The sequence below is a fragment of the Marinobacter sp. MIT932201 genome (assembly GCF_047123295.1).
Lineage (GTDB): Bacteria > Pseudomonadota > Gammaproteobacteria > Pseudomonadales > Oleiphilaceae > Marinobacter > Marinobacter salsuginis.
Window position 1 is genome coordinate 2,300,047 of record NZ_CP138917.1, and the last position, 12,753, is coordinate 2,312,799.

Sequence of the window (12,753 nt, forward strand, 5' to 3'; positions counted from 1 at the left end):
TTACTCCTAATCTCTGGGTGGCGGCGGCGCCAGAACTTCACGGGCGCCGTTATGGCCTGCGGCGCTTACCACGCCGGATGCTTCCATGGCATCAACCAGGTTTGCCGCCCGGTTGTACCCGATCTTGAATTTTCGCTGCACCGAGGAAATTGAAACGCGGCGCCCTTCAGTCACGAACGCAACCGCCTCGTCGTAGAGCGCATCGCCTTCGCTGTCTCCACCGCCTTCTGACAGGTTGGGTACCCCGGGCAGACTCTCGCCTTCAGCTCCGTTGAGGACATCGTCCACGTAGACCGGTTCGCCACGTGCTTTCCAGGCACTGACAACGCGGTGAACCTCATCGTCGTCCACAAACGCTCCATGCACCCGAACCGGCAGGCCCGACCCCGGTGGCAGGTAGAGCATGTCGCCATGCCCCAGGAGCTGCTCGGCGCCGCCCTGATCCAGTACCGTCCGCGAATCGATCTTGGACGACACCTGGAAAGACATCCGGGTGGGAATGTTGGCCTTGATCAGGCCGGTTATCACATCAACCGACGGCCTCTGGGTAGCGAGGATCAGGTGAATACCTGCCGCCCTTGCCTTCTGTGCAATGCGGGCAATCAGCTCTTCAACCTTTTTGCCAACGATCATCATCATGTCGGCAAACTCGTCGATCACGACCACGATGAATGGCAGGGTGTCCAGCTCGGGACGTTCCTGTTCATCATTGGCGAGATACTCGTCCGGCTTCCAGAAAGGATCCAGAAGCGGTTCACCGGCGGCCACGGCGTCTTTGATCTTCCGGTTGTAACCGGCCAGATTCCGGACACCGAGGCTGGCCATTAACTTGTACCGGCGCTCCATTTCAGCCACACACCAGCGCAGGGCGTTGGCCGCCTCTTTCATGTCGGTGACCACCGGCGCCAGCAAATGTGGAATGCCATCGTAGATGCTCAATTCGAGCATCTTCGGATCCACCATGATGAAGCGGACATCTTCCGGCCCTGCCTTCAGCAGCATGCTGAGCAGCATGGCATTGACGCCAACGGACTTACCGGAACCGGTGGTACCCGCCACGAGGAGGTGCGGCATTTTGGCGAGGTTGGCCACCATCGGGTTACCACCGATGTCATTACCCAGCGCCAGGGTCAGAGGGGAGCTGGATTCCTGGAATACCCGGGCACCAAGCACTTCGCTCAGGCGGACCATTTCTCGTTCTTCATTCGGAATCTCGATACCAACAACAGACTTGCCGGGAATCACCTCGACAACCCGAACACTCAGTACCGCCAGGGAACGGGCCAGATCTTTGGCGAGGTTGGAAATCTTGCTGACCTTCACGCCCGGGGCCGGCTTGATCTCGAACCGGGTGATGACCGGGCCCGGATTGACTTCGACCACTTCCACCGATACCCCGAAATCACCGAGCTTTTCTTCCAGCAACCGGGACATGTGCTCCAGCGATTCTTCCGAGTAGCCTTTTTCCTTATGCTCCTCCGGCGGGTCCAGCAGGGAAATCGGAGGGATCGGGCTTTCTATGTCTTCCAGCAACGAAGGCTGCTTGTTCCCCTTGTCTTTCGACTGTGACGGCTGTTCGTCCTTCTTGAAAGGCGAGATCTTCACCGAGCGCCCCGTAGGCTGAGGGGATTCCTCAGGTTTGGCAGGCTTACCTTTAGCCACAGGCGCGTCATCCCGCGAGCTGAAACTTTCAAGCCGAGCCGGTTCCGGATCAACTTCGGCCGAGAGGCCATCCAGGCCCGGTTCCTTTCGAGCGATTTCGGGCTTTGAAGCAGCCTTCGGGGCCTTGGGCTTCTTCGGACCGAAGCCGGGGATCCGGTGCCACCAGCGAGGCTTGTCGGGATCCGGGCTTTTCAATGCGCTATCGACAGCTGGCACACGATCCTTGACCACTGGGGGCTCTGCTCTTGGCTCGACCTTGGCCTCTGGTTTTTCCGATTTTTTCGGCTTTTCCGACTTCAGCTTGCCCTTGAACAGACTGCTGATCGCCAGCCCTGTCCGAAGAGTCAGACCACCGACTTGATCCATCAGCCAGAACCACGACAACCCGGTTGTAACGGTCAGTGCGAACAGAAAGATGGCGATCAGCAAAAGCGTTGTTGCCGGCAGATTGAAAAACCGAACCATGGCATCAGCTACAGCCGTACCAAGCACGCCGCCCGAGGAAGCCCCGAGACCAAATACGGAATAGAGCGACAACAGGCTGGTTGCCGAGAGAAGGATCAACAGGAAGCCACCGAACCGCATCATGAACAGCGGCCAGTGCAAGTCCAGGGAATCGTTGCGCCGCCGGATAAGCATCAGCGCGTAGCCGGCGATCATTACCGGAAACAGATAGGCGACGTGGCCGAAGAAATCCATGAAAAGGCTGGCGAGCCAGGCGCCGGTACGTCCGGCATAGTTCTGGACGCTGGTGTCATGACCAATGCTGGCCCAGCCGGGATCTGAGGGACTGAAGCTCACCAGCGCCATGGAAAGATAAATACAGAGCGCTATCAGAGCAATAACGGCGCCTTCCCGGGCGCCCTGGGCAGCCAGGCGGCGAAAGCGCAGCTGCTTCTCTGTCAGTTCCTGTGGTGCTTTCTTCGCTTTTGCAGATTCGGCCATGAATGCTCAGACGTTATCGGTGCTTGCGTTGCGAAGCGCCTGGAAGCCCCTCTCCAGATCGGTTTTCAGGTCTTCGACAGCTTCGATGCCCACGGAAATCCGGATCAGGTTTTCCGTAATCCCGGCCCGCGCCTTGTCCTCCGGCGATAAGCGCCCGTGAGTGGTCGTAGCCGGGTGCGTGATCGTGGTCTTGACGTCACCCAGGTTTGCTGTGATGGAAATCATTCGGGTGCCATCAATGAAGGCCCAGGCCTCCTCCCTCGCGCCCTTGAGCTGGAATGACAGCACGCCGCCAAACCCGGTTTGCTGCTTTTTCGCCAGCTCATGTTGGGGATGGTTCTGCAGACCGGCGTAGAACACACGTTCAACCGCCGGTTGTTGCTCCAGCCACAGCGCCAACTCTAACGCATTGTCACAGTGGGCGCGCATACGAATTGGTAAGGTTTCCAGACCCTTCTGGAACACCCAGGCGTTAAAGGGACTCATGGTGGGACCAGCAGACCGAAGGAAGCCATAGATCTCTTCCATCATCTTCTCGGACCCGACCACAACACCGCCGACACAGCGGCCCTGGCCATCGAGGTATTTGGTGGCCGAGTGGATCACGATATCCGCGCCCTGCTCCAGCGGACGTTGAAGCACAGGCGTACAGAAACAGTTATCCACCACGAAAAGCGCGTCGTTATCCCGGGCCAGCTGCCCGAGGGCCGCCATATCTGCAACTTCGCACAGGGGATTGGATGGCGTTTCAATGAACAGCATCCGGGTTTCGGGGCGCACCGACGCCCGCCACTCTTCCATGTCCGTCAGACTGACAAACGTGGTTTGGACTCCGAAACGGGCCATGTATTTCTGGAACAGCACGTTGGTGGTGCCGAATACACCCCGGGAGCAGATTACATGGTCGCCGCTCTGCAGCAGCGCCATGCAGGTGCTCAGGATCGCGGCCATACCGGAAGCGGTAGCAACTGCCCGCTCTCCACCTTCCATGGCGGCAATCCGGCCTTCAAAAGCCTGGACCGTCGGATTGGTAAATCGGGAATAGATGTTGCCCGGCTCATCACCGCCAAATCGCGCCGCTGCCTGCGCGGCACTGCCATAGACAAAGCTGGACGTAGGGAAAATGGCATCGCTGTGCTCGAGCTGCCCGGTGCGGATCTGCCCTGCCCTCACTGCCAGTGTGTCCACCGACATACCATCAAGGTCCGACTCGGGAATCCAGACAGTCTCTTCACGGCGAAAGGTCATCAACTACTCCTGCCTGCTACGGCTCTTTCAGTCTTCGTCATTGTACAGATCGATAATACCGTTATCGCCAGATGTGGCGCCGGCGCTCTTGAAACGTTTGTCATCGTTACGCAGTTCTTCCAGACGGTTCAGATACGCTGCATCAACATCGCCGGTTACGTAGTTGCCGGTAAACACGGAACATTCCCAGCCTTCGATGTCGTCATTGACATCACTGACACAGGTTACCAGATCCTCCAGATCCTGATAGAGCAGCCAGTCGGCCCCGATCAGTTCACGGATTTCCTCAACGGTGCGGTCGTGGGCGATCAGTTCACTGGCCGAAGGCATATCGATCCCGTAGACGTTCGGGTAGCGAACGGGGGGTGCCGCAGAGGCAAAATAGACCTTGCGAGCACCGGCATCGCGGGCCATCTGCACGATTTCCTTGCAGGTGGTGCCACGCACGATGGAATCGTCCACCAACATGACATTCTTGCCACGGAACTCCAGATCGATCGGGTTCAGCTTCTGGCGCACCGATTTCTTACGCATTTTCTGGCCGGGCATGATAAACGTCCGCCCGATATAGCGATTCTTGATGAAGCCTTCCCGGAATTTCACGCCCAGACGGTGGGCCATCTGCATGGCTGAGGTGCGACTGGTATCAGGTATGGGCATCACCACGTCGATGTCGTGGTCCGGCGTCTCGCGAAGCACCTTCTCGGCCAGGGTCTCGCCCATGCGCAGACGGGCTTTGTAAACCGACACCTTGTCGATAATGGAGTCCGGGCGGGCAAAATACACGTGTTCGAAAATGCACGGGTACAGGTGGGGCTGCTCGGCGCATTGCTGGGTATATAGCGTGCCGTCGGTTTCAATGTAGACCGCCTCACCCGGCGCAATGTCCCGCACCAGTGTGTAACCTGCCGCATTGAGGGCAACGCTTTCCGAGGCAATCATGTATTCCTTGCGGCCATCTTCGGACGTGCGCTCGCCGTAACAGGCAGGACGTATGCCGTTCGGATCACGGAAGCCCACAATGCCGTAACCGGTGATCATGGCAATCACGGCGTAGGCACCCCGGCAGCGTTTGTGAACGGCTCTCACTGCGGAGAAAATCTCGTCCTTGGTCGGGTCGAGCTTGCCGAGCTTCTGCAGCTCGTGGGCAAACACATTCAGCAGAACTTCCGAATCGGAGTTGGTGTTGATGTGCCGCAGATCGGTCCGGAACAGGTCCTTGCTCAGATCATCCGCGTTAGTCAGGTTGCCGTTGTGGGCCAGGGTAATGCCGTAGGGACTGTTTACGTAAAACGGCTGGGCTTCAGCGGAACTGGAACTGCCCGCTGTCGGATAGCGCACGTGGCCGATGCCCACGTTACCCACCAGCCGGCGCATGTGCCGGGTATGGAATACATCCCGCACTAGGCCATTATCCTTGCGCAGGAAAAACCGATCATCCTGAAATGTCACAATGCCCGCCGCGTCCTGGCCCCGGTGCTGAAGTACAGTCAGCGCATCATAGAGCGACTGATTGACGTTGGAAGTACTGACGATGCCGACAATGCCACACATGGATAAAGGTATCTCCGAGTGTTAAAACTGAATGTTAGCGGGACGCGGACGCAGGTTCCACGTCTTCCTGCTCTGTAACGGGTTCCGGTTCCAGCGCATTTTCCGGTGCAGGCCCCAGAAAGCGTGCAAATTCATCGCCCAGGGTCCGTCTGGACCAATCTTCCACCACGGCCAGGCGATCAATGATAATTGAGGTTCGCCACCAGGTGTCCTGTGCCAGCGGCGTATACCGGGTAAACGCAATGGCCACAATCACCACCACCACACCGCGCAGAAGCCCAAACCCCATACCGAGTACCCGGTCAGTGGCCGACAGCCCAGTGGCCCTGATCAGATGGCCAATCATGTTATTGATGATGGCGCCAACAATAAGGGTTCCAAAAAAGAGTATGGCAAAGGCAGCGATCAGCCGGACAAGTGGCGTTTCAACCGTACTTTCCAGCAGAGACTGCATCTGGGGGTGGAAGGTTCTGGCCAGGATAAACGCGCCCACCCAGGTCACCAGCGACAGCGCTTCCCGAACAAAGCCCCGTTTCAGACTGATGAGAGTGGAAACTGTAATGAGGGCGATAATGACCCAGTCAATCCAGATCAGCGCTTCCATTGAAAACCCGGTGGAGAAAAGGAAGCGCGAATTCTATCAGGAAACCCCTGCTCGCCAAACCGCCAGACACACATTAACCGGACCCCGAGCGTTATTTTTCGCCGGAGGTGACCAGGCTATTGAGCCCAAAGGCATCATCCAGAGCCCTCTTGGCAGATTCAGCTTCGGATTTGGATGCGAAGGGACCACTGAATACCCGGGTTAACGTGGTATCGCCCCGAACAACTTCCTGCAGGTGGGAGCCATAGCCTTTTTCTCGCACCTGGTCTCTGAGCCGGCGGGCATTATCGGAATTGCCGAAGCTTCCCAATTGAACCACCCAGGCGCCTTCCAGGGATCGTTCGTACTCAGCGGTTTCCGTGGCAGAGCTCTCCGAGGCTTGATTGTCGGTCTCGGCGGAAGCGCTGGACGGTTCCTGAGACGGGCTGGCTTGGGACTGCGGGCTTTCGGACGATGGTGCATCCCCGGAGGCTGTCTCGTCGCCCGGGGATTCCTCAAGGATCCGATACCCCAGCGAATCGGCGCTTTCTTCCTCGACAGCCGGTATCTTTACACCGCCTTCGCTGGTTTCAAGGCCGTAAGATGGTGGGGGTTCCACCCCGGATTCAGGTGCTTCAACCTCGGGAAATGGCGGTTCCTCTGGAATCTTTATGGTGGTGGAAGTGCGCTCGGAATGAGGCTCATCGAAGAGCATGGGAACAAAGATAACCGCCAGGGAAACAAGGACCAGCGCCCCGATTATTCTCTGTTTCAGTCCATCCACGTCGTAAGGCTCCCAACTGTTATGACTGCGCCCCGAGAGGCACCTATCCGCAGATACTAACTGCCCGAAAGCCGGAACTCAAAGTGCTACCCGCTGCCATGGACAAAGTTTAAGGGGGTTTCGCCTGGCTTCGGCCTGATTCTTCAGCGAAGCAGAATCTCGCGACCCTCTGCGACCGTGAAGAACGAGCCGAAAACGACCACGATATCCTCGGGACTGCAGGCTGACAAAGCTGACTCGAGGGCCTCACCTACGGACTCGAAAGCCGAGGCATCAGCGATACCGGCGTTGGCCAACCGTGCCTGCAAATCATGGGCAGACAGCCCCCTCGGCAACTTGAGACTGGATAGATACCAGGCATCAACCACACCAGCCATTGCTTTTCCGACACCTTCCACGTCTTTGTCCGCCAGGGCACCGTAGACCGCATGGACTCGCCGGCCAGAGGACTTCAGGCTATTCAGTTGTCCGGCCAACCATTCTGCGGCATGGGGATTATGCCCGACATCCAGATAAACATCCGGGGAAGACCCCAGACGCTCAAATCGGCCGGGAACGCTCAGACTTCCGAGCACCTGCTCAATGGCGGAAACCGACAGACCCGGCTCAAGCTGCCGCACAGCAACGACGGCCGCTGCCATGCTTTTGACCGGCAAGGGCCCTGCCGGCAGGCGTACCGGCTGGTTTTCATAGTCCAGAATCACCTCAGGAAACCCGGAACCAGACTGCGGTTCTGAACTTAACTGATAGTCCCGCCCCAACATCGCTAACCGGATCTTCTGAGCCGCCGCCTGCTGAAGCACCGACCGCGGCGGATCGGTATCCGCATAGACCGCCGGAATACCCGGTCGGAGCACCCCTGCTTTCTCAAAACCGATGACTTCCCGGTTATCGCCAAGAAAAGCCACGTGGTCGATGTCCACCGATGTCAGTATGGCGAAATCTGCATCCAGAACATTGACTGCGTCCAGTCGTCCGCCCAGGCCAACTTCAAGGACCCAGTCGTCCAGGCCTGAGTCGGCAAAAGCCACAAACGCAGCAAGAGTCCCGAATTCAAAATAAGTCAGCGACACACTGCCGCGGGCGGCTTCAACCGCTTCAAAGGCCCGCACCAGTGCGTCGTCGGAGATATCGTCACCATTGAGGCGCACCCGTTCGTTATAGCGCTGGAGGTGAGGCGAGGTATAGGCTCCGACACGACGACCGGCGGCGCGCAAAAGCGCTTCTGTAGCGGCCACAGCACTGCCTTTGCCATTGGTGCCGGCCACCGTGATGATCCGGGCTTGCGGCTTTCGCCGGAAAAGCCGGCGCATAACCACGAGCACCCGATCCAGGCCGAGGTCAATCTCTGTTGGGTGTATCGCTTCGAGGTAGGCAAGCCACTGATCAACAGTGGCACCAGCCCCCGGTGAAGCCGGGGGCTGGTCCGAACGGTTACTCGGCGGGGGCATCGGTTTCAGGCTTTTCCGTCACTTCAAACTCGATGGGCTCCTCGGTTCCTGGACGTTCCTGGCCGGTGAACTTGGCCAGCACGTGGGCAATACGTTCACGCATCTGGTGACGATGGAGAATCATGTCGATCGCGCCATGCTCCAACAGGAACTCACTGCGCTGAAACCCTTCCGGCAGCTTTTCACGCACGGTCTGTTCGATGACTCGGGGACCGGCGAAACCAATCAACGCATTCGGCTCGGCAATATTCAGATCACCCAGCATGGCCAGACTGGCTGAAACGCCACCGAACACGGGATCGGTCATTACCGAAATGTAGGGGATCCCCTCCAGTTTCATCCGTTCAAGGACCGCCGCCGTTTTCGACATCTGCATGAGCGACAGGATGGCTTCCTGCATCCGGGCGCCACCACTGGCGGAGAAACAGACCAGAGGAATTCTTTCTTCAAGGGCAACATTGGCAGCCTGGACGAATTTTTCGCCGACGACCTGGCCCATGGAGCCGCCCAGGAAACCGAATTCAAAGGAGCAAGCAACCAGAGGCACGCCAAGTGTGGTGCCTTTCATGGCCACCAGAGCGTCTTTCTCACCGGTACCTTTCTGGGCCTGGGACAGACGATCCTTATAGCGTTTGCTGTCTTTGAACTTCAGACGATCCCAAGGCTCCAGCTGGGCAGCAATCTCTTCCCGACCATCCGGATCAAGAAAAACGTCCAGACGACGGCGGGCCGTCACCCTCAGGTGGTGATTGCATTTGGGGCAAACATCCAGGTTTTTTTCAAGTTCCGGCTTGTAGAGAAAGGCGCCGCATTTGGGGCATTTCTTCCACAGCCCCTCCGGCACTCCGGTTCTCTGCTTGGATTCCGAGCGAATCTTGCTCGGCATGATCTTGTCCAGCCAGTTACTCATGGTCTCATCCTGTCCTTTGACGCCTGTTTGCCCCGCTCCTCTCCAATCAGGAGGCGAGACTGTCCAGTGCTTCACGCATCGGGTGGAGCAGATCCGTCAATGCCCGCTTGAGCTGGTCGGTATCTGCCTGATTTCTGGCTATTGTATCGACCAGGACACTGCCAACAATTACACCATCGGATACCCGACCCACGGCGGCAGCCGTTTCCGCATCGCGAATGCCGAAGCCGACACCCACGGGAAGCGCGGTCAGCTCGTGAATATGATTCACTTTCTGAGCGACCTCATCCACGTTGATGGTGGCGGAACCTGTCACACCCTTGATAGAAACATAGTACACATAACCGGATGAGTGCTCACTGATTGCACGGATCCGGTCATCGGTCGTGGTCGGTGCGAGCAAGAAGATGGCGTCGAGATTTCGCTGGGTAAACAGCGGGGCAACCTCGTCAGCCTCCTCTGGCGGCAGGTCCACGGTCAGGATCCCATCCACGCCGGCCTCCTTGGCGGCGTCGGCAAATTGCTCGTAGCCCATGGCTTCCATCGGATTCAGGTAACCCATCAGAACCACCGGGGTCGCATCATCCGTCTTGCGAAACTCCTTGACCATGGCAATCACCTGTCGCAAGGAGGTGCCATGAACCAATGCCCGCTCGCAGGCCAGCTGTATAACCGGCCCGTCCGCCATCGGGTCGGAGAAAGGAACACCGAGCTCGATAATATCGGCACCTGCTTTCACCAGCGTATGCATCAGATCAACCGTGACATCGGGATGAGGGTCACCGGCGGTAATGTAGGGAATAAGTGCCTTGCGACCCTGTCCTTTCAGGGCCTTGAGGACCCCTTCAATTCGGCTCATGCCTGCTCCTGTTAATTCTTCAGATCTCGATGCCTTCAAGCTTGGCAACAGTGTTGATGTCCTTGTCTCCGCGGCCGGAAACGTTGATCACGACGGTCTGGTCTTTGTCCATGGTCGCAGCCAGTTTGATGGCGTATGCGACAGCGTGAGCCGTTTCCAGAGCAGGCATGATGCCTTCCACACGGGTCAGCTTCCGGAATCCCTCCATGGCTTCATCATCAGTGACTGACACATAGCTTGCCCTGCCGATATCCTTCAACCAGCTGTGCTCTGGCCCCACACCCGGATAGTCGAGACCGGCGCTCACTGAATGCGTGCCCGCAATCTGGCCGTTCTCGTCTTCCATCAGGTAGGTTCTGTTGCCATGGAGCACGCCCGGGCGACCGGCGCACAGGGGCGCTGCGTGCTTGCCGGTATCAATACCAAGGCCGCCCGCTTCAACACCATAGATTTTGACTGACTCGTCAGCGAGGAACGGATAGAACATCCCGATTGCGTTCGAGCCACCACCCACACAGGCCACCAGCGCGTCCGGCAGTTTCCCGGTTTTCTCCAGTGCCTGGCGGCGGGTTTCACGACCGATCACGGACTGGAAATCGCGGACCAGCAGAGGATAAGGATGCGGGCCTGCAACGGTGCCGATGATGTAGAAGGTATCGTCCACATTGGCCACCCAATCACGCATGGCGTCGTTCATGGCATCTTTCAGGGTTTTGGTGCCACTTTCCACGGCATGCACGGTTGCACCCAGAAGTTTCATACGGAACACGTTCAGGGACTGGCGCTGGACATCTTCCGCACCCATAAACACATGACACTCCAGACCCAGACGAGCACAGACCGTGGCAGTGGCAACACCGTGCTGGCCGGCGCCGGTTTCAGCGATGATCCGCTTTTTGCCGAGAAAGCTTGCAAGCAGGGCCTGGCCGATGGTGTTGTTCACCTTGTGAGCGCCCGTGTGACAGAGATCTTCGCGCTTCAGCCAGATCTGGGCGCCACCGGTTTCACGGCTAAGACGTTCGGCGAAATACAGCGGCGTTGGCCGACCAACATAATCGGCGAGCTCTTTGTCGAACCGCGCCTGGAATTCCGGATCCTTCTTCAGGCGGGCATATTCTTTCTCGAGGGTCATCAGGGAATCCATCAGGGTCTCGGAAACAAATCGCCCACCAAAGGCCCCGAAGTGACCCCGCGCGTCCGGCAGTGCGCTCAGCATTTCTTCAGTCAGTTTTACAGACACGGTGAACCTCTTTAATGAAATGAGAAATTTTCTGGATGTCCTTGATTCCTTTGCCCTGCTCAACACCGCCACTGACATCCACAGCCCAGGGTTTCACCTGCTCTACAGCGGCAGATACGTTATCAGATGACAACCCACCGGCCAATACGATCGGGAGTGGCCGATAGTCGGGAATCAGGTCCCAGTTGAACGACTTTCCTGTTCCGCCATACCGGTCAGGATCCCAGGCGTCTACCAGCAAACCAGAAGCATTCCGGAACTCGTCAAACGCGGCTTCTATCTGGCCGGCCTCACGAACCCGAATAGCCTTGATCCAACGGCGTCCAAAGCCGCCACAAAACCCGGCCTCTTCGTCGCCATGGAACTGCAGCAAGTCTAGCGGCACCTGTTCCAGAACACTCTCGACAAACTGCTGGCTGGGGTTTACGAATAGCCCCACGACCGACACAAACGCCGGAACGCGTTTTGCCAGTTCCACGGCCTGCTCCACAGTCACGGACCGGGGGCTGGGCTCATAGAACACCAGGCCCAGGGCGTCGGCGCCGGATTGAACAGCACCATCAATATCCTCGGGACGGGTGAGGCCGCAAATTTTAACCCTTGTACTCATTGGCTCGGAACCCGCTGTTTGACATGGATGTGCGTTGGACTGACCGGGCTGTTTTCGGCCTTGGTGAACCATGGCCGCAGAAACCCCGGCCCACATTCTGCGGCTGGTATCCGGAGCTCCTCGGCATAGCCCACATCGACCAGGTACAAACCATGGGGAGGCGCGGTGACACCCGCAGCTGTCCGGTCCCGGGCAACCAGTATCTCATGAATCCACTCCGGTCGCTCTTTTCCAGAACCAACGGCCATGAGGGCACCGGCAATGTTCCGGACCATGTGGTGCAAAAAGGCATTGGCCTGCACGTCTATTACGACAAAGTCCTGTTTCCGGGTTACCGTAATCCGCTCGAGAAACCGGATGGGCGTCCGGGATTGGCAGCCGGCTGCCCGAAAGGAGGAGAAATCATGTTCCCCGGCAAGTACCTGCGCCGCATCATGCATGCGCTCGGCATTGAGGGAACGAAATGTCCAGCTAACCTGCCCTCTTTGTATGCCGGGGCGCACGGGGTGGTTATAAATGATGTATCGGTAACGCCGGTACGTGGCAGAAAACCGGGCATGAAAATCGCCAATGCCATTTCCGGCCCAATGAACTGAAATGTCTTCGGGTAAAGCAGTATTGATTCCCATTACCCAGGAACGGAGATTACGCACCGACGGGGTATCAAAATGGGCTATCTGATAACTGGCATGGACGCCGGCATCGGTTCGCCCCGCGCACACCAGCTCGACCGGATGATCCGCAACCCTCGCTACAGCCTTTGTCAGTTCCGCTTCCACCGAACGGACGCCGGATTTCTGCAGCTGCCAACCATGAAAGCCTCGCCCATCATATTCAAACGCGAGGGCGACACGCCCTGCCCCGATGGCATTATCCGTAGTCAGTTGCTGGGTTTCGAGAAACAAGT

11 protein-coding genes are annotated in these 12,753 nt (G+C 57.9%); all 11 read right to left on the reverse strand.

Annotated elements, in window-relative coordinates:
* Positions 1–6: 6 nt before the first annotated feature.
* The 11 genes from SIC15_RS10450 to truA all read right to left on the reverse strand — a co-directional run bounded on the left by SIC15_RS10450 (position 7) and on the right by truA (position 12,751).
* A complete protein-coding gene (locus SIC15_RS10450) occupies positions 7–2,607 on the reverse strand; it encodes a DNA translocase FtsK 4TM domain-containing protein (RefSeq protein ID WP_412535801.1) in 2,601 nt (866 codons plus the stop codon).
* A 6-nt stretch (positions 2,608–2,613) separates the two neighbouring features.
* A complete protein-coding gene (locus tag SIC15_RS10455; RefSeq protein ID WP_412535802.1) occupies positions 2,614–3,855 on the reverse strand; it encodes an O-succinylhomoserine sulfhydrylase in 1,242 nt (413 codons plus the stop codon).
* Positions 3,856–3,882: 27 nt separating this feature from the next.
* Positions 3,883–5,409, reverse strand: a complete 1,527-nt coding sequence (gene purF, locus SIC15_RS10460) for an amidophosphoribosyltransferase (RefSeq protein WP_069183545.1) — start codon at positions 5,407–5,409, stop codon at positions 3,883–3,885.
* Between the two features lie 34 nt (positions 5,410–5,443).
* Positions 5,444–6,013 (reverse strand): CvpA family protein, encoded by a 570-nt coding sequence (locus SIC15_RS10465; RefSeq protein ID WP_412535803.1) that lies wholly within the window; start codon positions 6,011–6,013, stop codon positions 5,444–5,446.
* Between the two features lie 91 nt (positions 6,014–6,104).
* A complete protein-coding gene (locus SIC15_RS10470) occupies positions 6,105–6,776 on the reverse strand; it encodes an SPOR domain-containing protein (protein WP_412535804.1) in 672 nt (223 codons plus the stop codon).
* 143 nt (positions 6,777–6,919) lie between these two features.
* Complete coding sequence (gene folC, locus SIC15_RS10475) at positions 6,920–8,227, reverse strand: bifunctional tetrahydrofolate synthase/dihydrofolate synthase (RefSeq protein WP_412535805.1); 1,308 nt, start codon at positions 8,225–8,227, stop codon at positions 6,920–6,922.
* Entirely contained in the window at positions 8,211–9,137 is a 927-nt protein-coding gene (accD, locus tag SIC15_RS10480; RefSeq protein WP_069183541.1) for an acetyl-CoA carboxylase, carboxyltransferase subunit beta, read from the reverse strand. The genes folC and accD overlap by 17 nt, the downstream gene beginning before the upstream one ends.
* Before the next feature lie 46 nt (positions 9,138–9,183).
* Positions 9,184–9,996, reverse strand: a complete 813-nt coding sequence (gene trpA, locus SIC15_RS10485) for a tryptophan synthase subunit alpha (protein WP_069183540.1) — start codon at positions 9,994–9,996, stop codon at positions 9,184–9,186.
* 19 nt (positions 9,997–10,015) lie between these two features.
* The gene (trpB, locus tag SIC15_RS10490; protein ID WP_370686078.1) at positions 10,016–11,224 is read right to left on the reverse strand and encodes a tryptophan synthase subunit beta; all 1,209 of its coding nucleotides are present in this window, start codon (positions 11,222–11,224) and stop codon (positions 10,016–10,018) included.
* Positions 11,217–11,846 (reverse strand): phosphoribosylanthranilate isomerase, encoded by a 630-nt coding sequence (locus SIC15_RS10495; RefSeq protein WP_412535806.1) that lies wholly within the window; start codon positions 11,844–11,846, stop codon positions 11,217–11,219. The genes trpB and SIC15_RS10495 overlap by 8 nt, the downstream gene beginning before the upstream one ends.
* Positions 11,843–12,751 carry a tRNA pseudouridine(38-40) synthase TruA gene (truA, locus tag SIC15_RS10500; RefSeq protein WP_412535807.1) on the reverse strand — a complete coding sequence of 303 codons (909 nt, stop codon included), beginning with the start codon at positions 12,749–12,751 and terminating at the stop codon, positions 11,843–11,845. The genes SIC15_RS10495 and truA overlap by 4 nt, the downstream gene beginning before the upstream one ends.
* Between the last annotated feature and the right edge of the window lie 2 nt (positions 12,752–12,753).